The sequence below is a fragment of the Arthrobacter sp. SD1074B genome (assembly GCF_056780195.1).
The window spans coordinates 3815734-3837712 of sequence record NZ_JBRAZT010000001.1 but is presented as its reverse complement, the minus strand read 5'-3'; the positions used below and the strand labels follow the sequence as shown (position 1 = coordinate 3837712).

The following is a 21979-nucleotide window of genomic DNA, read 5'->3' as shown; positions in this document are numbered from 1 at the left end:
CCCAGCATGACCCGACAAGGACGACGGAGAGGTGTCCGATCATGGGAACCGCAGAGAATGTTGAACTGGTCCGGCGGGGGTACGAGGCCTTCAACACAGGGGATATGGCGACCCTCAGCGAGTTGTTCGCGGAGGACGCAGTCTGGCACGTGGCCGGAAGCGGCGTGCTATCGGGAACGAAGCAGGGCCGCGACGCGATCCTGGCGTACTTCGGCGAACTGGGAACGCGCACCCAGGGTAATTTCCAGGCCAATGTCCAGGACATCGTGGGCGGGGAAAACCACACGGTCGCCATCCAGCAAACCCATGGAGAAAGCAACGGTAAGACCTTGGACATGGGCACGGTGATCGCGTTTGTGGTCCGGGACGGAAAGATCGCCGAGGGCCGGGAATACTTCGAGGACACGGCCACATCAGACGATTTCTGGACCTGACCGCTCGCAAGCCTGGCCCACAGCTACGCCATCGCGGTGTGCGCGGCGCTGTGCGAATCGATCCGCTTCGCGTAGCAGTACGAGTGCTCGACGCCGATGTACGGGCCAAAGTTCGGCACGGCCACAAAGCCGGAGCTCTGGTAGAACTGCCGCCCGTCGGTCTGTACCGACCCCGCCTCCGCGGTCAGGGTGGTGACGCCGAGGGCATGGGCATGCCCCTCCAGCGCCGCCAGGATGGAACTGGCCACGCCCGAGCCGCGTGTGTACGGCAGCACATAGAGCCGCTTGATCTCGGCGGTGTGCTCGTCCAGGAGCCGCAGGCCGCCGCAGCCTACGGGCTGTCCGGAGCCCTTCTCGTAGGCGAGCAGGAACACGGCGGTGTCGGCTTCCGACGGCGGAAGCCCTGCCTCGTGCGCGCTGTGGCCGAAGCGGGCATCCAGTTCCGCCTGCTGGGCCGCCCGCAGGTCGGCGCCCACGGGGTTCGTCCAGGGGACCTGCCGGATGTTGAGCCGCGGGTTGGTCTGCATCGCTGCCTCGCTTCGCCGAAGGGTTATGCAGACCAAGACTATGGAGCGGCGGTTTCGGTGGTGTTTCCTGCAGGTTAGGGTTCGGCGAAATTGCCGCCGGTGCCTCAGGCGGGGCGGCCGGTGGGATCCTCCGCCGCCGGGTCCGCCAGGGCGAGGCCGCCCACCGGGGTGTCGTCCCAGTGGATCAGGCGCCAGCCGGCGTCGGGATCTCCCTCCAGCGCCACTATGCCGGTGTTCGCCAGCACATTCCGCGCGGCGAACTCCGCCTCGACGTTGGACGCGCGCAGCCCGGTCCACACCCGGATCGCGGCGCCGTGGCTGACGACGGCGACGGCGGCGGCGTCGCCGGCCGAGGCAGCGGCGGCGATCCGGGCGATCGAGTCGTCGTAGCGCTCGAAGAAGTCGTGGCCGCTGGGGCCGGAGGGCATCCGCCGGTCCAGTTCGCCCGCGGTCCAGGCGAAAACGGTGCCGAGGTAGCGCAGGTGGGATTCGCGGTCGGTGAGCTTCTCAAGCGCCCCGGCTTCGATTTCCCGCAGCCCTTCCAGCACCTCGATGTCCAGCCCGCGGGTGGTGGCGAGCGGGGTGGCCGTGAGCTGGGTGCGGATCAGGGTGGACGCGTAGAGCAGGCCGATCCGCTCGTTCGCCAGGGAGCGGGCCAGCGCGTGCGCCTGGCGTTCACCGAGTTCAGTCAGGCCCGGCCCCGGATGGGCGGTGTCCAGCTGCCCGAGGACATTGCCGGGGGTCTGGCCGTGGCGGATCAGCAGAAGCCTCATGGCAGTGATTTTACCGGCTGAGCGCCGCCCTGCCCGCGTCGCGGGCCGGGCATCAGGGGATCCTGACCTTGGCCTGGATGGGGGCGTGGTCGCTGGGGTAACGGTCGTCGAGCCTGAAGGTATTGACCGCGGCCTCGGCAACCTGGATGTCCGGCGTGACGGCGATCCAGTCGATGCGGCTTTCGCCGATGACCGGGTCCTTGTAGTTCGGGAACGTCCCGTACTCCGGGGTCAGCCGCTGCTTCGCCACGGCCCAGGAGTCCCGGAAGGTGCCGCTGCCCACCAGGGTGCTGTACGCCCCGGAGGCGCCGGCGTCGGCGTTGAAATCGCCCATCAGGACGGTCGGCAGGCCGGCGCCGACCTTCGTGGTGTGCTCGACGATGGCATCCGCACTGCGCAGCTGGGCGTATTCGGACTCGTGGTCGAAGTGGGTGTTGACCACCATCAGCTCGCGTCCGGTGCAGTTGTCTTCGAACCGGCCCCAGGTGGCGATCCGGGTGACGTCGTTGCCCCACGTCGCCGAGCCGGCCACGTGGGGCGTGTCGGAGAGCCAGAACTGGTCCCAGGTCCGCAGTTTCAGGCGGCGGGAGTCGTAGAAAATGCAGGAGTGCTCGCCCCGACTGCCGCCTTCGCGGCCGTGGCCGATCATCCGGTAGTGCTCCGGAAGGGCTTCGCCGATCACGGCCAGCTGGTGCTCCAGGCCTTCCTGGATGCCCAGCACCTCCGGCAGCTCCTCCGCCAGGACGGCCTGCAGTGCCGGAACGCGCTCGGGCCAGTAGTCGGCCTGCCCCGGCAGGGTCGCCTCGATGTCACAGCGGATGTTGAAGCTCATCAGGCTCAACGCCGCCGCATCTGCGTCAGCCTCGGGGTCGGCTGGGCCGGGGTCGGTCAGAACGGTCCGTGCTGTCGACGGATAGTCGCTCGGCAAGGGGTCTCCTCGGGTCGGTAACAGTCCCAGCTTCCTGGCGAAAGCTGGCCAGTCTTCGACGGCTGCGTAAACGGCGGCCTGCCGGAAGGTGAATTAAAGGACCTCCCGGCTACGCCAGGTGGTCGACCAGCTTGTCCGCGATGCCGGTGTACTTGCCCGGGGTCAGGGCCAGCAGCCGTGCCTCGGCGTCAGCGGACAGACCCAGGCCCTGCACGAATTCCTGCATCCGCGCGGCGTCCACCCGCTGTCCGCGGGTCAGGTCCTTGAGCCGTTCGTACGGGTTCTCCATACCGGCGACGCCGGCGATGGCCTCCGCGCGCATGACCATCTGGATCGCCTCGCCGAGGACCTCCCAGTTGGTGTCCAGGTCCCTCGCGAGGACGTCTTCCGCGACATCCAGGCGGTCCAGGCCCTTCGCCACGTTGGAGATGGCCAGCAGCGAGTGGCCGAAGGCCACGCCGATGTTGCGCTGCGAGGAGGAGTCCGTGAGGTCCCGCTGCCAGCGGGAGGTCACCAGGGTGGAGCCCAGCACGTCCAGCAGGCCGGAGGAGATCTCCAGGTTGGCCTCCGCGTTTTCGAAGCGGATCGGGTTGACCTTGTGCGGCATCGTGGAGGAGCCCGTGGCGCCGGCCACCGGGACCTGCGCGAAGTAGCCGATCGAGATGTAGCTCCAGATGTCGGTGCACACGTTGTGCAGGATCCTGTTGAAGCGCGCGACGTCGGCGTACAGCTCCGCCTGCCAGTCATGGCTTTCGATCTGAGTCGTGAGCGGATTCCAGCCCAGGCCCAGGCCCTCCACAAAGCTCTTGGCGACCTGCTCCCAATCGGCGCCTGGAACGGAGGCGACGTGGGCGGCATAGGTGCCGGTGGCGCCGTTGATCTTGCCCAGGTATTCGGTCCGGGCGATGCGGTCCAGCTGGCGGGTCAGCCGGTGCGCGATCACGGCCAGTTCCTTGCCGAGCGTGGTGGGCGTGGCGGGCTGGCCATGCGTACGCGAGAGCATCGGCACCGCACGGTTTGCCTCTGCCATCGCGCTGATCTGCGCGACGAGCTTCCGGGCCGCCGGCAGCCACACGTCCTCCACGGCGCCCTTGATGCCCAGCGCGTAGGAGAGGTTGTTGATGTCCTCGGAGGTGCAGCCGAAGTGCACCAGGGCGGTCAGGTGCTCGATCCCGATGCCCGGGAGCCGGCGGCCGATGTAGTACTCCACGGCCTTGACATCATGCACCGTCACGGCCTCGATTTCGGCCAGTTCGGCAACCGACGCGGCGTCGAACTCGGTGACGACGGCGCGCAGCTTGTCCTGCTGCTCGGCGCTCAACGGTCCGGCGCCGGGCAGTACGTTGTTGCTGGTCAGGTGGATCAGCCACTCAACCTCGACGGCGACCCGGTCGCGGTTGAGGGCGGCCTCGGAGAGGTAGTCCACCAACGGTGCGACCGCCGCCTGGTAACGGCCATCGAGCGGGCCGAGCGCGATCTGGTGGTCGGACGCGGCGAGGGCCAGGCGTCCGGACGGCGTGCGGGTCTCAGCTGTGGCGGCAGTTTCAGGCATGGTCCGATTCTTTCACGAAGTTCCGCCGGGCCTTAAGCGGGCCATTCCCGTATGACATCGCGGCCCAGCGGCGCGGGTGCTCTCCCGGCACGGTTCGGCTGTTTTTCCACATAGCCGTCCGGGCCGCTTCCGGCGCCGGCGGCCGGTGCCTAGCGTCGAACCGGGACAGAACCACGAACGAAAGGAGTTTCGGGCATGAGCGGGACGGTGACGGCAGCGGACGCGGCGGCGTGCGCCTCACGCAGCTACGAGGTCCAGCAGCTGGCCACCAGGGTTGCGTTGTGCGCCGAGCAGGCAGGCGCCGCGCTCGCCACGCTGAGCCGGCTGGAACTCGAGACCTGGCAGTCCCCGGCCGGCCGCGCCTACCGGACCACGCTGTCGCTGCAGGCCGCCTCGCTGCGGCGGAGCCGGGACGGGCTGCAGGACGCTGCCGCGCTCGTGCTGCGGCACGCCCAAAATGTGGCGCTCTCTTCCGGACGTCCGGGGCACTGATGCCGGAGGTCAGCCCGGCGGGTTCCGGAGAGGTCCCCCGCCCTTCCGCGCCGCCGCCCGACGGAATATTGCGGATCCGCGGGGGGATCGGCGGCCTCAACTTCCAGTTCGAGGAGCTGCTGGCCGGCGCGGCCGCGCTGGACGGTGTGGTGCGGGAGCTCTGCGCCGTGGAGGCTGAAGCCGACGGCATCCGCCGTGCGCTGTTTGACTACCAGCCCGACTCCTACCGGAGCGGCAGCAACGCCATCATCGCGGTCGGGGAGGCGGGCCGGGATGTCGGCCGGGTCCGGGCCGAGCTGGAAAACATCGCGGCCCAGGTCCGTGCCAGTCAACGGGAGTATGAATTCACCGAAGCCCGGAACGCCCTGCTGCTCCGGATGGGGGTTTCAGCTCCGGAGTACGGCTCCGCCCGGCGGCTCTTCGAGCTCCCCGGCGTCCGCGACCAGGTCGAACACGGGGTGGCCATGGCGTCAGGCGGCCTCGCCCTGTTGCTGGGACTGCCCGTTCCGCTGGCCGGGGCCGTCGGCATACCCAGCGGCCCCGCCGACGTCCGCCACGCGATCCGGGGGCTGTCGACGGCGCCGGGGCTGGGGTTCCTGAAGCCGCGGCCGGTCACCATCGTCGGCAGCCAAACGGCCGTGGCGAACGTTGACCTGTCCCCGGCGGGCCTGCTGCGGCGGGCGGAGGCAGTTGGCCGGACCAGCGGCGAGATTGAAGTCATCCGGGTCGACGGCGGCAGCCGGCGCGCCTGGACGGTTGTCCTCCCGGGAACCCAGCTCGGCGGCCTGCCCGAGGGAACGAACCCGTTCGATGCGGCAGGCATCGCCGAAGGGCTCGGCTACGACTCGCAGGCGACGACCGGGGCCATCCGGCAGGCCCTGCGGCAGGCCGGCGCGGAGACGGGCGAACAGCTCGCCGTCGTCGGCTACAGCCAGGGAGGCATCCATGCCATGAACCTCAGCAGGGACAAAGCCTTCCTGGGCGAATTCGACCTCAAATTCGTGATGACCGCCGGTTCCCCGGTCGGCGGCATCACCCCGGAGCCGGGGATCGGCAGCCTGCACCTCGAGCACCAGCACGACTGGGTGCCCGGAGCCGACGGGCTGGCCAACGCAGACACCAAGGACCGGGTGACCGTCACCCTGACCAACGAGCTGGTCATGCCACCGCCGCAGGACTTTGGCCTCGGTCCCGGCCACCGGCTGGAGAACTACGCGGACGGGGCGGAAGCGGTCTCGGCGAGCCGGGATCCCTCGCTCCAGGCGTCCACCGTGGCGCTGGCGGCGGTCACCGGTGCGGGCGGTACCGCGACGGTGACCCGATTTTCCTTGCGGCGTCAGGGGCTGCCCGCGCAGGGGGTGCTCACGGCCCCAGGTCCGGACCGCCGGGCAGGCGAACCGCCCGCGACCCGGTCCGCGCCGCGCACAGGACCGGCCGTGAAACCGGTGCCGCTGGGAGTGGCCGGCTAGCGACGCCGGCCGCCCGGCAGCCTGCCGGCAACCAAGGAGACCACGGTGATGATGATGGCGGCGAGGACCGCGGTCCAGAAGAACGAATCAATGGTGAAGTGAACCGGCGTGTAAGCGCTCAGCCAGGAGGTGAGGTAGAGCATGGCGGCGTTGATGATGATGGTGAACAGCCCCAGCGTCAGGATGGTGAGCGGCAGCGACAGCAGGCTCACCAGCGGCTTGACGAGGGCGTTGACGATCCCGAAGATGAGCCCGATGAACAAGTAGGCCAGGATGATCCCGATCGCATCCGTTCCCTGGGTAACGCCGCTGTTGGCCACGGCCCCGGTAGTGGCGGAGGTGGAGATATCCAGCCCGGGCAGGATCCAGCTGGCAATCCATAGGGCGAGTGCATTGACGATGACCCGCACGAAGAGTGAGCGCATGGCCCCATGCTGTCACACTGCCTGACGTTCCGGCAGGAGGGCGAAGTAGGCTAAGGGGCATGACTTCAACAGACAACCCGGCCGGCGGGATCCGCCCGCGGCCGGTGGTAGACCAGCTTCCCCGTTATGCCGCCGGCAAACCGCCTGCGCCGGTCGACGGACTCGTGAGCTACAAACTGTCCTCCAACGAGAACCCTCTGCCTCCGATTCCTGCAGTGCAGCAGGCCATTGCCGCGCAGACCGACTTTAACCGCTACCCGGACCCGCTGAGCACCAAACTGCGCGGGGCGCTCGCCGGCTTTCTGGACGTTCCGGCCGAGGACATCGTCACCGGCGCCGGCAGCCTCGGCGCCCTCAACCAGTTGCTGGCCACCTTCGCCGGCCAGAATGACGACGGCAAGGCCGACGAGGTCGTCTACGCGTGGCGCTCCTTCGAGGCGTACCCCATCAGCGTGGGTCTCGCCGGCGCGGAGAGTGTGCGGATCCCGCTGACGGCGGACGGCCGGCATGACCTGGACGCGATGGCGGCAGCAGTGACGGCCCGGACCCGGATGATCCTGCTGTGCACCCCGAACAACCCCACCGGCCCCATCCTCACCACCGAGGAGACCGAGCGGTTCCTCAAGAGGGTCCCGTCGGACATTGTGGTGGTCATCGACGAGGCCTACCAGGAGTTCGTCCGGGCCGAGGATGCTGTCGACGGCATCGAAATGTACCGCAAGTATCCCAACGTCGTCGTGCTGAGGACCTTCTCCAAGGCACACGGGCTGGCCGGCCTGCGCGTGGGGTACAGCGTGTCCCAGCCGGACCTCACGCAGCACCTGCGTGTCACCGCCACGCCGTTCTCGGTTTCACAGATCGCCGAGGCGGCGGCCGTCACCTCGCTCCAGCACTACGGCGAGGTTGTAGAAAGGGTACAAAGCCTGGTCGACGAACGGGAGCGGGTGACGGCCGGGCTGCGCGATTTGGGCTGGTTTTTCCCGGACGCCCAGGGCAACTTCGTCTGGCTCAATCTGGGCGCCAACAGTGCGGAATTCGCTGCGCTGGCGGGGGAGCGGGCGCTGTCCGTCCGTGCTTTCGGCAATGAGGGGGTGCGGGTCAGTATCGGCGAAGTCGAAGCCAACACCCGGTTCCTCGACTTGTGTGCGATCTATACAAAACCCCCGCAGCGTTCCTAGCGCTTAACACGAAACCCGCCGGTAGCGGCCTGCGGATAAAGTAGGGGACGAGTAAGCCAACATATATGCCAGACCAGGAATGCATGCCCGGTCCGGCATATATCCCAGCGATTGCGGCGCATTCGGGTGCGGCAGGCAAGGAGACGGTATGGGCGCCACACATCTGCCCGCTACCGAGTTCGACGGAACCGAAGTGGATGACCAGCTCGAGGCGCAGGCCGAGGCCGTCCTGGGCGATCCGGATGTCCCGATGGTCCAGCTGCTGGGTCCGGACGGCAGGATGGGCACCGATCCGGTGTTCTCCGAGTACGCCGCGCGACTCGACACCGAAAAACTCCGCGGCTTCTACGCCGACATGGCCAAAATACGCCGCTTCGACGTCGAGGCAACCGCCCTCCAGCGGCAGGGCCAGCTGGCCCTCTGGGTTCCGCTAACCGGCCAGGAAGCGGCGCAGATCGGCTCCGGCCGCGCGAGCCAGCCGCAGGACTACATCTTCCCCACCTACCGGGAGCACGGCGTCGCGCTGACCCGCAACGTCGACCTTGCCGAGCTGCTGCGCCAGTTCCGCGGTGTTTCCAACGGCGGCTGGAACCCCAAGGACACCAACTTCCACCTCTACACCCTGGTCCTCGCCGCCCAGACGCCGCACGCCGTCGGCTACGCCATGGGGATCCAGCGCGACCAGAAGCTCGCCGCGGCCAGCGCCGCCGACGGGGAGGCGGCGGCCGGCGCGCCGAAGCCCAAGGCCGCCGTCATGGTCTATTTCGGTGACGGCGCCAGCTCCGAGGGCGATGTCCACGAGTCCATGGTGTTCGCCTCCTCCTACAACGCACCCGTGGTGTTCTTTTGCCAGAACAACCACTGGGCCATCTCCGTGCCCACCGCCGTCCAGACCCGCATCCCGCTCTCCAACCGCGCCAAGGGCTACGGCTTCCCCGGCATCCGGGTGGACGGCAACGACGTGATCGCCGTGCACGCCGTCACCGAGTGGGCCCTCGAGCGCGCCCGCGAGGGCAAGAGTCCGGTGCTGATCGAGGCCTTCACCTACCGCGTCGGCGCGCACACCACCGCCGATGATCCGACCAAGTACCGCGGTTCGGAAGAAGAGGCGCAATGGCGGGCGAAGGATCCGCTGGACCGGCTGGAGAAGTACCTCCGCGCCGAAGGCTTCGCCGACGACGCCTTCTTTGATCAGGTCAAGGCCGACGGCGACGAACTGGCGTCCTACGTGCGCAGGACGATCCACGACCTGGGCAGCCCGGATATCCGGACGGCCTTCGCCAACACCTACGCCGAGGCGCACCCCCTGGTGGCCGAAGAGCTGGCGTGGTTCGAGGAATACAGTGCAGGTTTCGCCGATGAGGCGGACTCAGCCGGGCCGGACAACGCGGCAGATTCAGACGGGGCGGTGCGCCAATGACCACCATGACCATTGCCAAGGCCATCAACGAAGGCCTCCGCGCGACCCTGGCCAACAACCCCCGCACCCTGCTGATGGGCGAGGACATCGGGCCGCTGGGCGGCGTCTACCGTGTCACCGACGGCCTGATCGGCGAGTTCGGCGCGGACCGCGTCGTAGACACCCCGCTGGCTGAGTCCGGCATCATCGGTACCGCGATCGGACTGGCGCTCAGCGGCTACCTGCCGGTATGCGAGATCCAGTTCGACGGGTTTGTTTTTCCGGGCTTCAACCAGATCACCACGCAGCTGGCGAAGATGCATTCGCGCAGCAACGGCAACCTCACCGTCCCGGTCGTCATCCGCATCCCCTACGGCGGCGGCATCGGCTCGATCGAACACCACTCCGAATCCCCGGAAGCGCTGTTCGCCCACACCGCCGGACTGCGCATCATCACCCCGTCCAACCCGCACGACGCCTACTGGATGATCCAGCAGGCCGTCGACTGCCTGGACCCGGTGATCGTCTTCGAGCCGAAGCGGCGCTACTGGCTCAAGGGTGACGTCGACACTGACTCCCCGGGCCAGTCCGCGGACCCGTTCAAAGCCCACGTGCTGCGCGCCGGTACCGATGCCACCGTGGTGGCCTACGGCCCGCTGGTCCCCGTGGCCCTCGCCGCCGCCTCGGCTGCGGCCGAGGACGGCCACAGCGTCGAGGTGATCGACCTGCGTTCCATTTCGCCGATCGACTTCGACACCGTCACAGCCTCGGTGCGGAAGACGGGCCGGCTGATCGTGGCGCACGAGGCGCCGACGTTCGGCGGCATCGGCGGCGAAATCGCCGCCCGCGTCAGTGAGCGGGCCTTCCACTCACTCGAAGCCCCGGTCATCCGCGTCGGCGGCTTCCACATGCCCTACCCGGTGGCCAAGGTGGAGGAAGACTACCTGCCGGACATCGACCGCATCCTTGAGGCGCTGGAACGCGCCCTCGCCTACTGACGGGGACCTCCATGACCGTGAACAAGTTCAACCTTCCCGACGTGGGCGAGGGCCTGACCGAGGCAGAAATCGTGTCCTGGAAGGTCAAGGCCGGTGACACCGTCGCCGTCAACGATGTGCTGTGCGAAATCGAGACCGCCAAGTCCCTCGTAGAGCTTCCCTCGCCGTACGCAGGCACCGTCACCGCGCTGCTGGTGCCGGAAGGCGTGACAGTCGATGTCGGGACGCCGATCATCAGTGTCGCCGACGCCGACGCCGCGCCGGCTGCCCCGGCCGGCGCCCCGGCGGTGCCCGCCACCGCCCCCGCTGCTCCGGCAGCCCCCGCACCCGAGGCGCCGATGTACGGAAAGCTGGAGCAGGACGTGTCCGACGCCGAAGAGCCGGCCGGGCGCCCGGCCGGCGGACCGCTGGTCGGTTCCGGCCCCAAGGCCGACGCCGTCAAGCGCCGCCGCCGGATCGCCGCACCGTCGGCGGCAGCCCCGGCTGTCCGGGCGGCTCCCGCCACGGCGGCCGCCCCCGCTCCCGCCGTCGAGGCGCACGACATCTGGATCAGCCCGGACGCCGTTTCCCACGCCGAACGGAGCGCGCCCGCTGCCGGGGCCATCGACCAGCGCCCGACGCTGGGCGGGGCGATCACCGGCCTGGTCAACCGCGTCCTGGCCAAGCCCCCGGTCCGGAAGATTGCCCGCGACCTCGGCATCGACCTGGCCGACGTCGTGCCCACCGGCGCGCGCGGCGAGGTGACCCGCGAGGACCTGGTCAGCTACCAGGCACAGCGCGACGCCGAGCTGGACCAGGCGGACTCGTTCTGGGGCAAGACCGGCCGTCCCCAGGAACAGCGGATCGAGCGCATCCCGGTCAAGGGCGTGCGCAAGGCCACCGCCCGGGCCATGGTCGAGTCGGCCTTCGCGGCTCCGCATGTGAGCATCTTCGTGGACGTCGACGCCAGCCGCACCATGGAGTTCGTTAAGCGGCTCAAGGCCTCCCGCGACTTCGAGGGCATCAAGGTATCGCCGCTGCTGATTCTCGCCAAGGCTGTGATCTGGGCCGCGGCCCGCAACCCCAGCGTCAACGCGAGCTGGGTGGATGCCGAAGACGGCAGCGATGCGGCGGAGATCCACGTCAAGCACTTCATGAACCTCGGCATCGCGGCCGCGACCCCCCGCGGCCTGATGGTGCCAAACATCAAGAACGCCCAGGACCTGTCGCTCAAGGAACTTGCGCTGGCACTCAACGAGCTGGCCACCACGGCCCGGGCGGGCAAGACCCAGCCGGCGCAGATGCAAGGCGGAACGCTCACGGTCACCAACATCGGCGCCTTGGGCATCGACACCGGCACGCCCATCATCAACCCGGGAGAAGTCGCGATCGTGGCCTTCGGCACCATCAAGCAAAAGCCCTGGGTGCTCGACGGTGAAGTCATTCCGCGGTGGATCACCACGCTGGGCGGCTCCTTCGACCACCGGGTGGTGGACGGGGACCTCTCGGCCCGGTTCATGGCCGACGTCGCGTCCATCCTGGAAGAGCCTGCGCTGCTGCTGGACTGACCCCGGTGAGTGCGTACGCAGCCGGTCTCCGGCCGCTGACGTTCCCGCCCGGTTCTTCCCGGCCGGAGCCACGTGCGCTGACGGAAAGCCGCGGTTCTTAGGGCCCCGTGGACGCCGCCGCCGAAGAACCGGGCAAAGAACCGGGCAGGAACACCGACGGCGGTAGCGGAGTCAGGCCTAGCTGCCGGAGAACGAGGCGAGCAACTGGCTCATGGCCGGGTCATTGCCCCCGGAGGCAACGGCGACGGCGGCGGCAAAAACCACGCCGGCGAAACCGAAACTGGCGGCAGTGACAGCGCCGAGGAATTTCCAGTCCTCACGCAGCACGCTCCGGACGGTGGCGGGCATCCGCACTGTCGGGGAGATCAGGTTCGGGGCGCTGTCCACGGACCCGTCGTCGAGGTAGGCGACCACCCGGCCGGCGGCACGGTCGACCCGCATGGTGCTGATGTGGTTGCCGTGCCGGGCCAGCAGGATGTCGTGGCCGACGAGCTGGCGGCGCTGAAGGGTGGGCATGGTGTCTCCGGAGGAAGCGGGCGGATAGGACTGTCCGCACCATCGGGGGCACCCCCAATTTTACCGCCGCGTACGGCGCAGGTTCCGGCTGATGCGGGGTGAGACTGCCCACGAAGAGTGGTGACGGCGGTCAACTCGCCCCGAACCCTGTCCGGAAGTTGCGTGGCGGGATTAGAGTGGCACCAGCCGCCGGCGAGCCGGCGAACGCCGATCAAAGGAGATTTTGCGTGTTCTCGAGCCCGTTCCCTGCTGTGGATATTCCCGACGTCAGCCTCTACGAGTACCTTTTCGGCGGTCTGCGGGAGGCGGACCTGGACCGTGTCGCCGTCGTCGACGGCACCAGCGGCGCGCAGACCAGCTACCGCGAGCTGCGCGACCGGGTCGACGCCCTCGCTGGCGCCGTTGCCGCGCAGGGGCTGGGCATCCACGGCGTCGCCGCCATCCTTTGCCCGAACATCCCTGCGTTCACCGTCGTGTTCCACGGGCTGCTTCGGGCCGGTGCCACCGTTACGCCCGTCAATTCGCTGTACACGGCCAACGAGATTGCGAAGCAGCTCACCGACGCCGGAGCCGGTTGGCTCTTTACGGTCTCCGCGCTGCTGCCGGCCGCCCGGGAAGCGGCCGGTCAGGTGGGCATCCCCGCGGAGCGGCTGGTGGTGCTCGACGGTGCCGAGGGCCACCCCTCGCTGGCGGATCTGCTCAGCAGCGGCGCCCCGACCCCGGAGGTCAGCTTCGATCCGGCCACCCATGTCGCCGTGCTGCCGTACTCCTCGGGGACCACCGGGCGGCCCAAGGGCGTGATGCTCAGCCACCGCAACCTCGTGGCGAACGTGGAACAGTCGCGCGGGCTGCTCAAGGTGCGGCCGGACGACCGGTTGCTGGCACTCCTGCCGTTTTTCCACATCTACGGACTGACCGTGCTGCTGAACCTGGCCCTCCGGGAGCGTGCATGCCTGGTCACCATCCCGAAGTTCGACCTCGCGGAATTCCTGCGGATGGTCCAGGACCACAAGTGCAGCTATCTCTTTATCGCCCCGCCGGTGGCGGTGGCGCTGTCCAAGCACCCGCTGGTGGCCGACTATGACCTCAGCTCGGTGCACACCACGCTGTCCGGCGCAGCGCCGCTGGACGGCGAGCTGGGCGCGCGGCTGGGCGAGCGGCTGGGCTGCCGGGTGCTCCAGGGCTACGGCATGACAGAAATGAGTCCCGTCTCGCATCTGATCCCGGTGGATGCGACAGACGTTCCGGTCAGCTCGGTGGGCTACACCGTCCCCAATATGGACTGCCGGCTGGTGGATCCGGCCACGGGGGAGGAGATTGAGGTGCCTGCGGAGGGAACCAGCGCGCCGGGGCACCTGCTGTGCCGGGGGCCCAATGTGATGCTGGGGTACCTGAACCGGCCCGAGGAGACGGCGGACACCCTTGACCCGGACGGCTTCCTGCACACCGGGGACATCGCCACCGTGCGGGCGGACGGGGTGGTGTCGATCGTGGACCGGCTCAAGGAGCTGATCAAGTACAAGGGGTACCAGATCGCACCGGCCGAGCTCGAAGCGCTGCTGCTCACCCACCCCGGCATCGCGGACGCAGCCGTGATCGGGACCGCCGACGCCGATGGCCAGGAGGTGCCGATGGCCTTTGTGGTGCGCCAACCCGGTGCGGACGGCGACCAGCTCGACGCGGCCGCCGTGGAGGACTTCGTCGCCGCGAGGGTGGCGCCGTTCAAAAAGATCCGGCGCGTCGAGTTCATCGAGGCCGTACCGAAGTCCTCCTCCGGCAAGATCCTGCGCCGGATGCTTAGAACGGCGGAGCCGGCGACGCAGCCCTAGGCGGTCTGCCCTGGCACTGCGCGCCGGCTCCCGGGTATCCCCTGCGGAGTGCTTCCTAGTCGGGGATGTCGGTCTTGGCGATGTAGACGTCACAGGGGGCGTTGTGGGCCACGCTGTTCGCAACGCTCCCCAGAACGCGCCCCAGGCCCCGCATCCTGCGGTTCCCCACCACGATCATCTGCGCCCCGGTGCGCTCCGCTTCCTGAATTAGCGCCTCCGCAGGCTTGCCCCGGGCGGCGGAGTACGTGACATTGATGTCGGCCGTGCGCAGGCTTTCAGCGACGCCCTTGGCGACCTTCTCGGCGTCGTCGGCGTCGGACACGATCCACCGGTCGCTGCCGCTGCCGAACACCTCGGTCCGGTCGCTGTCGAAAGCGCTGACCACGTGCAGGGTGGCGCCCAGGGAAACCGCAAGATCACGGGCCGTGTGGGCCGCCTTCAGGGCAGTTTCACTGCCATCGACGCCGACAACGATGATTCCGGTCATAAGAGACTCCTCTGGTCAAGCATGGGTATGGTCAGGCACGTTTCAATCCACGGCAATGATTCAGGCTACAACGCCGCAATGGCTTCCCGCAGCACCGGAGCCAGGCGGCGCACGCCTTCCTCGATTGCGTCCGGCGGCACCGCGCTGAAGGCGAGCCGCAGCTTGTTGGAGGGCTCGTCCGAGTGCGTGAATGCTGCGCCGGGAATGAACACGACGCCCGCGTCGATGGCTTTCTGCAGCAGCGGGTAGGTATCCACGCCCTCGGGCAGTGTCACCCAGATGAAGAAGCCTCCCTCCGGCCGGGTCCAGCTCAGCCCCTCCGGCATGTACGTTTGCAGGGCGGCCAGCATGGCTTCGCAGCGTTCCTGGTACAGCCCGCGGTAGGTGGCGATCTGGCCCCGCCAGTCGTAGTCACGCAGGTAGGCGGAGACCAGCATCTGGTTGAGCGTCGGCGGGCACAGGGTGACGGCTTCCGAGGCGAGGTAGTAGCGGCGCTGCAGGTGCGCCGGGACCAGGGCCCAGCCGATCCGCAGGCCGGGGGCGAAGATCTTGGAGAACGACCCCATGTAGATAACGTCGTCCGGGTTCCCGGCCCGCAATGGGGTCAGCGGCTGGCCGTCGAACCGCAGCAGCCCGTACGGGTTGTCCTCGAGGACAAGGATATTCGCATTGCGGCATATATCCACGACCTGCTGCCGGCGTTCTGCGGCGAGGGTGATGCCGGAGGGATTGTTGAAGCTCGGAATCGTGTAGAGGAACTTGATGCTCTTGCCCGCGGTCTGCAGGGCGGCGATCTTGGCCTCGAGGAGGTCCGGGATGATCCCGTTCTCATCCATCGGGACGGTCCCCACCTCGACCTGGTAGGCCTCGAAGGTGTTAAGCGCACCTACGTAGGTGGGATCCTCCACGAGGACGACGTCGCCCGGGTTGCAGAAGACCTTGGTCGCGACGTCCTGCGCGGACTGCGAGCCAGCCGTGATGACGACGTTCTCGGGCTTCGCGTCGAGGATGCCTTCGGCTGCCATGACCTCGCAGACTTGCGCGCGGAGCTCCTCGGTGCCTTGCCCGCCGCCGTACTGCAGCGCCGTCATGCCCTGCTCGGCGATGATCTTTGCGGCGGACTGGCCGAGCCGCTCCAGCGGAAGGGACTGGAGGTAGGGGCTGCCGCCGGCCAGGGAAACGAGGCCCGGGCGCAGGGAAATGTCGAAGACATCCCGGACGGCGGATTGCTTGATATTGGCTGCGCGCTCCGAGAAAAGCCTCTCGTGGCGGTGGGCGGACGTAGCCGCTCGTTCGATTGCGTCAATTGCCTCGGCCGGAAGGAGCTCTGCGGCGGCATCAAGTGTTTCGTGGGTCACAGTCCTAGGATACAGGCCCGCGTTGTCACAGGGAAAACTTTTGTTCACAACCACGGCTAAAGCCGCCGGGCACAGGACACCCCCGGCAGCTGGTGTGCTGCCGGGGGTGTCGGACCGGGGTCTGGATCAGGCCGCGGCGGTGCGGCCTTCCGCCAGGGCGTCGAACACGCCCTTAATCTGCTCGACGATTTCGGCGTCGTCCTTCGGGTGGATCTCCGCAAAGCGGACCATCGAGCCGGGGACGGCCAGCTTGACGTCCTCCAGCACCTGGGCGCCGGCAATGCCTACAGCCTTGCGGGCCTCGTCCTGGGCCCAGACGCCGCCGTACTGGCCGAATGCGGTGCCGACGACGGCGGTTGGCTTGCCGCTCAGGGCACCGGCGCCGAACGGGCGGGACAGCCAGTCGATGGCGTTCTTGAGCGGCGCGGGAACGGTGCCGTTGTATTCCGGGGTGACCAGCAACAGCGTGTCGGCCTCGGCGGCGGCGGCGCGCAGCGCGGCGGCGGCGGCGGGAACCTGGCCTTCGACGTCGATGTCCTCGTTGTAGAACGGGATGTTGCCGAGGCTGTCGTGGATGACCACCTCGACCTGCTCGGGAGCGTTGAGCTGGATGGCTTCGGCCAGCTGGGCGTTGGTTGAGCCGGCGCGCAGGCTGCCGACCAGGGTAAGAACGGTGTTGGTGCTCATGTGGACTCCTCGTATACGCCGCGGAGGCTCCGGCGGCTGAATGGTCATGGAGGCGCGAAGGCCCTCACCCATAAAAACGGACTGCGGTCCGGTTATTATTCCCCGGTACTAGAATGGGCGCTGTGAGCCTCATCCCAATCCGCCCCGCGGGGGCCGCGCCCGGAAGTGCTGGCCATCCCCCAGGCCACCCCGCGGGTCCGCCAGCCGGCCCGCGTGGCGAATCAGCCGGCCTTCCCGCCGGCCGGCGTGCCGCCGAGTCCGAGCGCCGCGACGCGGCCCGCAACCGCGAGGTGCTGCTCCGGGCCGCCCGCGAGCTGGTCGAGGAGTGCGGGGCCGACGGCCTGACCATGGCGACCCTCGCGGGGCGTGCGGGCGTGGGCAAAGGAACCGTCTTCCGGCGGTTCGGTAGCCGCGCGGGACTGATGATGACCCTGCTTAGCGACGCCGAGGCCCAGTTCCAGGGCCGCTTTATGTTCGGCCCGCCGCCGCTGGGGCCGGGCGCTCCGCCGCTTGACCGGCTCATTGCCTTCGGCGCGGAGCGGATCGGCTGGGTGCTGGAATACGGTGAGCTTGCCCGGGCCGCGGACGTGTCCGCCTACAACCGGTTCGATGTTCCCGCCGCGGTGCTCTGGCACCGCCATCTGGAACTGCTCCTGCGCCAGGCCGGGGTCACCGCGGATCCCTGGCTGATGGCGGGCGCCCTGAGCGGGACGCTCGAACCGGAGCGCATCCTGCATTCGGTCCGGGTCCACGGCGTCTCCCCGGACCGGCTGGTCGAGTCCTGGCGGGAGCTGGCGACGCGCGTGGTCCGCGGCGCGTAGGCTAACCGACCAAAGCGGCGACTGCCAAGTCAAATCCATTCAAATGAGTAATTCATAACGATCTGGTAGTGCGCGTACCGTTTCGTCCCCTGTCGCGCGCCTCCCCGCAATTTTTATGTGGTAGTTTCCTCTGGAATGTGACCCGCAACATAGTCCTACTGGGCTGGCCGGAAGGCCTGCGGGCGGCCAGACACCCGCTGGCCGAGATCCCGGCGTGGCAGCGGACACCCCCCTGCCGCGCGGGGGACAACGGAAGGATCCATGCTGTGAATGCTGAAACCAACCCAGCTCCCGGACTGGCGGGTATGGCCCGCCCGGCGGCGGCCGGTACCGCGCAGGCAACGGCAATCCTGAACTAGTCCCATGCTCCGATACCTTGCCAAACGTGCCGTCACGTATGCGTTCATGATCTTCCTGACCACCAGTGCCGGGTACTTCCTGGCGGTCACCAGCCTGCAGCCGGCGTTGCTGGAGCAGGAAAAGATCCCCCGCCCTACACCCGAACAGATCGCCAACTCCTTCCGGCTGAAGGGACTGGATCCGGCGCTAAGCCCCTGGGAACGCTATATCGACTGGCTCACCGGGATCGTCACGCGCTGGGACTGGGGACGGAGCCCCAACGGCGCGTTCATCAACGCCGAGTTCGGCGACCGGGTCTGGATCTCCACCCGGCTGTTCCTCGCTTCAATCATCCTGACGCTGATCATCGGCGTCGCCTTGGGCGTCTACACCGCGGCCCGGCAGTACAAGTTCTCCGACCGGGCCATCACCTCGTACAGCTATCTCGTGTACATCGTGCCGGCGCCGATCGCCTACTTCCTGGTCCAGCTCGGCGCCATCAACGTCAACGAAACCGTCGGCGACCGCATCCTGTTCGTCACCGGGATCTCGACTCCCGGGCTGGACGGTGACGGCTGGGTCCAGTTCCTGGACATGCTGGCGCACTACGCCGTGCCGACCTTCGCGATCACCATCGTGGGCTGGGGGGCCTACCAGATTGCCCAGCGGCAGTACCTGCTGGACAACGTCAACGCCGACTTCGTCCGCACCGCCCGGGCCAAGGGCCTCACCCGCAACCAGGCCATCACACGACACGCCCTGCGTGTCTCCTTCATCCCGGTGGCGCAAAGCATCGCCTTCACCATCCCGGCAATCTTCGCCGGCGGCTTTTTTGCGGAAAAGATCTTCGCCTGGCACGGCGTCGGCTCCTGGAGCATCGATGCGATTGCCCTGCAGGATGTCAACGCCGCGACGGCGACGCTCGCCTACGGATCCGTGATCTTCGCGATCGGGGCGATCCTGGCCGACTTCGCCACCACCCTTGTCGACCCGAGAGTGCGGGTGCAATAGCCATGACGAACCTGAATGCCATCGACCCGGCAGCCGTCGCGGAAGAGGCGAAGATCGAGAACAACGACGTCGTCATCGCCAAGTCGAGGATCATCCTGCGACGCTTCCTGCGCAACAAGACCGCCGTCGTCGGCCTCACTGTCTTCGTGCTGCTGACGTTGTTTTCCCTGATCGGCGGGGCCTTCTCCAGCTGGGACAAGGAAACGATTGACTCCTTCAACATCGGCATGGGCCCCTCTGCAGAGCACCTGCTCGGCACCTCGCAGGCAGGCATCGACCTGTACGCCCTGACCGTGGAAGGAACCCGCGTCTCGATCCTGATCGGCTTGGTCGTCGGGCTCGTCTCTGTGCTGATTGCGGCAGTGTACGGCTGCACCATGGCCTACTTCGGCGGCAAGGTCGACAAGGTCATGCTCTTCATCCTGGAAGCCTTGATCATGATGCCGGCCCTCCTGGTCGTGGCGGTAGCCACCAGCGGCGGAGGTGACGGGCTGAAAAAGAACCTCCCCAGCTGGCTGCTGTTGATCATCGTCCTGCTCGTTTTCAGCTGGATGGGAACAGCCCGGCTCATCCGTTCGCTTTCCATGTCCCTGATGCAGCGCGACTTCGTGAAGGCGGCCCAGTACATGGGGATCCCGCCCCGGCGCATCGTCTGGCGCCACCTGGTGCCGAACATCGGTTCGCTGCTGGTCCTCGACATCACCCGGGGCGTTACCGGTGCCATCCTCGCCGAGGTCGCTTTCTCCTTCATCGGCATCGGCATCAAGGTCCCGGACGTGAGCCTGGGCGTGCTGATCGGCCAGGCCACTTCCCAGGTCTCCACCTTCCCCTGGATGTTCTGGGTGCCGCTGACCGTGATGTTCCTGCTGACCGGTTCGCTCGCCATGATGAACGACGGCCTGCGCGACGCGTTCGACCCCAGCTCCAGCTCCATTGGCAGCGCCAAAAAGAAGAAGAAGACCTCATGAGCAGCGACACCACCGCCACCGACCCGAGCACCGCCGAGCGGCTGCACGTCGCCGGGCTGCACGCCCCCGATGATGCCCCGGCGGGTGCCGTGCTCTCCGTCCGCGACCTCAACGTCCGCTTCAACACCGAGAACGGCGTGGTTCACGCGGTCCGCGGCATCGACTTCGACCTGATGCCCGGCAAGACCCTCGGCATCGTCGGTGAGTCCGGCTCGGGCAAATCCGTCACGTCCATGGCCATCATGGGCCTGCTGCCGGAGACAGCCGAGGTCACAGGTTCGGTCCGGCTCAAGGGCACCGAACTGCTGGGACTCAGCGACAAGGCCATGTGCCAGTTCCGCGGCAACGATATGGCGATGGTCTTCCAGGACCCGCTGTCCTCGCTGACCCCGGTGTACACCGTGGGCGCCCAAATCATCGAAGCCCTCACGGTGCACAACCCGACCATGAGCAAGCAGGCCAAGGAAGCCCGTGCCGTCGAACTCCTTGGCATGGTGGGCATCCCGAGCCCCAAGGACCGGCTGAAGGCCTTCCCGCACGAATTCTCCGGCGGAATGCGACAGCGCGTGATGATCGCCATCGCCATCGCCAACAACCCCCGCGTGCTGATCGCGGATGAGCCGACGACGGCGCTCGACGTCACCATCCAGGCGCAGGTGCTCGAGGTGCTTCACACCGCGCAGGAGGAAACCGGCGCCGCCGTCGTGATGATCACCCACGACCTGGGCGTGGTGGCCGGCATGGCGGACGACATCATGGTGATGTACGCGGGCAAGCCGGTAGAAACGGGCAGCGTTGATGACATCTACTACAACCCGCGGATGCCGTACACCATGGGCCTGCTGGGCGCCGTGCCACGGGTGGACGTGGCCGAAAAGACTTCGCTGGTGCCGATCGAGGGCATTCCGCCAAACCTCATCCACACTCCCACCGGCTGCTCCTTCGCGCCCCGCTGCCCGCTGGCCAGCGACCCCTGCTTCAAGGGCGAGCCCGAGCTCTGGCCCGTAGGCGGGGACAACCCGGATGGCGGGCTGCCGCACCGGGCAGCCTGCATTAAGACGGACTCCCTGGGCTTCGAAGTAGACGTCCGTGAGGTCTTCCGGGCACCGGCAGTGCCGGTCTCCCGCTTCGACGCGGTGCCGCGCGCCGACCGCAAGGCCGTCCTTGAACTCAAGGACGTCAAGAAGCACTTCCCGCTGATGAAGGGTGCACTGATCAAGCGCCGGATCGGCACAGTCAAGGCCGTGGACGGCCTGAGCTTCGATATCCGCGAGGGCGAATGCTTCTCGATTGTGGGGGAGTCCGGCTGCGGCAAGACCACAACGCTGCTGGAAATCATGGAATTCCACCGGGACCAGGACGGCGAGGTCACTATCGGGGGGCTAAGTAACAAGGCCGCCTCGGACGCCAAGACCAAGTCGGCCATGCGCAAGGAACTCCAGATGGTCTTCCAGGACCCCACCGGCGCGCTGGATCCGCGCTTCACCGTCTTTGAGGTGCTGGCCGAGCCGCTGGAGAACTCCGGGATGGCCAAGCCTGCCATCCGCAAGCGGATCATGGAGTTGATGGAACTCGTGGGCCTGCAGCCGGACCACGTCAACCGCTTCCCGAACCAGTTCTCGGGAGGCCAGCGGCAGCGCATCGGCATCGCCCGCGCCCTGGCGGTGAACCCCAAACTCGTGGTCCTGGACGAGCCGGTCTCCGCGCTGGACGTCTCCGTCCAGGCGGGGGTCATCAACCTGCTGGACAAGCTCCGGGCCGAACTCGGACTCAGCTACCTGATGGTGGCCCACGACCTCTCCGTGGTGCGCCACATCTCCAACCGGGTGGCCGTGATGTATCTGGGCAAGATCGTGGAAATCGGGAATGTCGATAACGTCTTCGACAATCCGCGCCATCCGTACACCCGGGCGCTGCTCTCGGCGATCCCGGTGCCGGACCCGCAGTTGGAGCGCACGCGGGAACGCATCATCCTGCAGGGCGACCTGCCGTCGCCGCTGGATGCGCCCAAGGGCTGCAACTTCGCCACCCGCTGCCCCGTCTTCGCCGCGCTCCCTGCCGCCAAGCAGGAGAAGTGCCTGACCCTGGAGCCGCCGCTGGAAACAGCAGCGGCACGCCAATCGGGCCGCCCGGCCGGCGATGCGCCGGTGGCCCCCACAGACCAGCAATTCGCCTGTTTCTACCCGGACGGCGAACTGGACGCGGACATGCTCGTTGTCCACGAAACCACCTGACTTACCC

At 67.8% G+C, this 21979-nt stretch carries 21 protein-coding genes; 12 read left to right on the top strand and 9 right to left on the bottom strand.

All coding sequences use genetic code 11. From position 1 onward, the window contains the following. Nucleotides 1-41: 41 nt before the first annotated feature. A complete protein-coding gene (locus tag ACUYM2_RS17840; RefSeq protein ID WP_481601274.1) occupies nt 42-434 on the top strand; it encodes a nuclear transport factor 2 family protein in 393 nt (130 codons plus the stop codon). A gap of 23 nt (nt 435-457) precedes the next feature. Here ACUYM2_RS17840 and ACUYM2_RS17835 read toward each other — a convergent pair whose 3' ends face one another. The 4 genes from ACUYM2_RS17835 to purB all read right to left on the bottom strand — a co-directional run bounded on the left by ACUYM2_RS17835 (nt 458) and on the right by purB (nt 4214). Beyond that, nucleotides 458-961 (bottom strand): GNAT family N-acetyltransferase, encoded by a 504-nt coding sequence (locus ACUYM2_RS17835; RefSeq protein ID WP_481601273.1) that lies wholly within the window; start codon nt 959-961, stop codon nt 458-460. Between the two features lie 104 nt (nt 962-1065). After that, on the bottom strand, nt 1066-1734 hold the full coding sequence (locus tag ACUYM2_RS17830; RefSeq protein ID WP_481601272.1) for a histidine phosphatase family protein: 669 nt from the start codon (nt 1732-1734) through the stop codon (nt 1066-1068). 52 nt (nt 1735-1786) lie between these two features. Next, entirely contained in the window at nt 1787-2662 is an 876-nt protein-coding gene (locus tag ACUYM2_RS17825) for an endonuclease/exonuclease/phosphatase family protein (RefSeq protein ID WP_481601271.1), read from the bottom strand. A gap of 109 nt (nt 2663-2771) precedes the next feature. Beyond that, nucleotides 2772-4214, bottom strand: a complete 1443-nt coding sequence (gene purB / locus ACUYM2_RS17820) for an adenylosuccinate lyase (RefSeq protein WP_481601270.1) — start codon at nt 4212-4214, stop codon at nt 2772-2774. Nucleotides 4215-4409: 195 nt separating this feature from the next. Here purB and ACUYM2_RS17815 point away from each other — a divergent pair, with 195 nt between their 5' ends. Together ACUYM2_RS17815 and ACUYM2_RS17810 are read left to right on the top strand one after the other, a co-directional pair. Then, entirely contained in the window at nt 4410-4706 is a 297-nt protein-coding gene (locus ACUYM2_RS17815; RefSeq protein WP_481601269.1) for a hypothetical protein, read from the top strand. After that, complete coding sequence (locus ACUYM2_RS17810; RefSeq protein WP_481601268.1) at nt 4706-6175, top strand: hypothetical protein; 1470 nt, start codon at nt 4706-4708, stop codon at nt 6173-6175. The genes ACUYM2_RS17815 and ACUYM2_RS17810 overlap by 1 nt, the downstream gene beginning before the upstream one ends. On the opposite strand, the gene ACUYM2_RS17805 is transcribed toward ACUYM2_RS17810, so the two are convergent. Next, the gene (locus tag ACUYM2_RS17805; RefSeq protein WP_481601267.1) at nt 6172-6600 is read right to left on the bottom strand and encodes a phage holin family protein; all 429 of its coding nucleotides are present in this window, start codon (nt 6598-6600) and stop codon (nt 6172-6174) included. The genes ACUYM2_RS17810 and ACUYM2_RS17805 overlap by 4 nt on opposite strands. Before the next feature lie 59 nt (nt 6601-6659). Here ACUYM2_RS17805 and ACUYM2_RS17800 point away from each other — a divergent pair, with 59 nt between their 5' ends. The 4 genes from ACUYM2_RS17800 to ACUYM2_RS17785 all read left to right on the top strand — a co-directional run bounded on the left by ACUYM2_RS17800 (nt 6660) and on the right by ACUYM2_RS17785 (nt 11722). Further along, nucleotides 6660-7778 (top strand): histidinol-phosphate transaminase, encoded by a 1119-nt coding sequence (locus tag ACUYM2_RS17800; RefSeq protein ID WP_481601266.1) that lies wholly within the window; start codon nt 6660-6662, stop codon nt 7776-7778. Nucleotides 7779-7926: 148 nt separating this feature from the next. Continuing rightward, nucleotides 7927-9198 (top strand): pyruvate dehydrogenase (acetyl-transferring) E1 component subunit alpha, encoded by a 1272-nt coding sequence (pdhA, locus tag ACUYM2_RS17795; RefSeq protein ID WP_481601265.1) that lies wholly within the window; start codon nt 7927-7929, stop codon nt 9196-9198. After that, nucleotides 9195-10175, top strand: coding sequence for an alpha-ketoacid dehydrogenase subunit beta (locus ACUYM2_RS17790; RefSeq protein WP_481601264.1), 981 nt, complete (start codon nt 9195-9197; stop codon nt 10173-10175). Before pdhA ends, ACUYM2_RS17790 begins: the two co-directional genes overlap by 4 nt. Nucleotides 10176-10186: 11 nt before the next feature. Next, nucleotides 10187-11722, top strand: a complete 1536-nt coding sequence (locus ACUYM2_RS17785) for a dihydrolipoamide acetyltransferase family protein (protein WP_481601263.1) — start codon at nt 10187-10189, stop codon at nt 11720-11722. 177 nt (nt 11723-11899) lie between these two features. Here the strand turns inward: ACUYM2_RS17785 and ACUYM2_RS17780 are convergent, their stop codons facing one another. Next, nucleotides 11900-12238, bottom strand: a complete 339-nt coding sequence (locus ACUYM2_RS17780) for a hypothetical protein (protein ID WP_481601262.1) — start codon at nt 12236-12238, stop codon at nt 11900-11902. Nucleotides 12239-12465: 227 nt separating this feature from the next. Between ACUYM2_RS17780 and ACUYM2_RS17775 the strand changes: the two genes are divergently transcribed. Next, the gene (locus tag ACUYM2_RS17775; protein WP_481601261.1) at nt 12466-14067 is read left to right on the top strand and encodes an AMP-binding protein; all 1602 of its coding nucleotides are present in this window, start codon (nt 12466-12468) and stop codon (nt 14065-14067) included. Between the two features lie 55 nt (nt 14068-14122). Here the strand turns inward: ACUYM2_RS17775 and ACUYM2_RS17770 are convergent, their stop codons facing one another. The 3 genes from ACUYM2_RS17770 to ACUYM2_RS17760 all read right to left on the bottom strand — a co-directional run bounded on the left by ACUYM2_RS17770 (nt 14123) and on the right by ACUYM2_RS17760 (nt 16599). Continuing rightward, nucleotides 14123-14554 carry a universal stress protein gene (locus tag ACUYM2_RS17770; RefSeq protein ID WP_481601260.1) on the bottom strand — a complete coding sequence of 144 codons (432 nt, stop codon included), beginning with the start codon at nt 14552-14554 and terminating at the stop codon, nt 14123-14125. Between the two features lie 65 nt (nt 14555-14619). After that, nucleotides 14620-15912 (bottom strand): aminotransferase-like domain-containing protein, encoded by a 1293-nt coding sequence (locus tag ACUYM2_RS17765; RefSeq protein ID WP_481601259.1) that lies wholly within the window; start codon nt 15910-15912, stop codon nt 14620-14622. A 126-nt stretch (nt 15913-16038) separates the two neighbouring features. Beyond that, on the bottom strand, nt 16039-16599 hold the full coding sequence (locus tag ACUYM2_RS17760; RefSeq protein WP_481601258.1) for an NAD(P)H-dependent oxidoreductase: 561 nt from the start codon (nt 16597-16599) through the stop codon (nt 16039-16041). Nucleotides 16600-16889: 290 nt separating this feature from the next. On the opposite strand from ACUYM2_RS17760, the gene ACUYM2_RS17755 reads away from it, so the two are divergent. The 4 genes from ACUYM2_RS17755 to ACUYM2_RS17740 all read left to right on the top strand — a co-directional run bounded on the left by ACUYM2_RS17755 (nt 16890) and on the right by ACUYM2_RS17740 (nt 21972). Further along, a complete protein-coding gene (locus ACUYM2_RS17755) occupies nt 16890-17420 on the top strand; it encodes a TetR/AcrR family transcriptional regulator (RefSeq protein WP_481601523.1) in 531 nt (176 codons plus the stop codon). Between the two features lie 363 nt (nt 17421-17783). Further along, a complete protein-coding gene (locus tag ACUYM2_RS17750; protein ID WP_481601257.1) occupies nt 17784-18770 on the top strand; it encodes an ABC transporter permease in 987 nt (328 codons plus the stop codon). 2 nt (nt 18771-18772) lie between these two features. Next, nucleotides 18773-19738, top strand: coding sequence for an ABC transporter permease (locus ACUYM2_RS17745; RefSeq protein WP_481601256.1), 966 nt, complete (start codon nt 18773-18775; stop codon nt 19736-19738). Continuing rightward, nucleotides 19735-21972 carry a dipeptide ABC transporter ATP-binding protein gene (locus ACUYM2_RS17740; RefSeq protein WP_481601255.1) on the top strand — a complete coding sequence of 746 codons (2238 nt, stop codon included), beginning with the start codon at nt 19735-19737 and terminating at the stop codon, nt 21970-21972. The genes ACUYM2_RS17745 and ACUYM2_RS17740 overlap by 4 nt, the downstream gene beginning before the upstream one ends. The last annotated feature ends 7 nt before the right edge of the window (nt 21973-21979 follow it).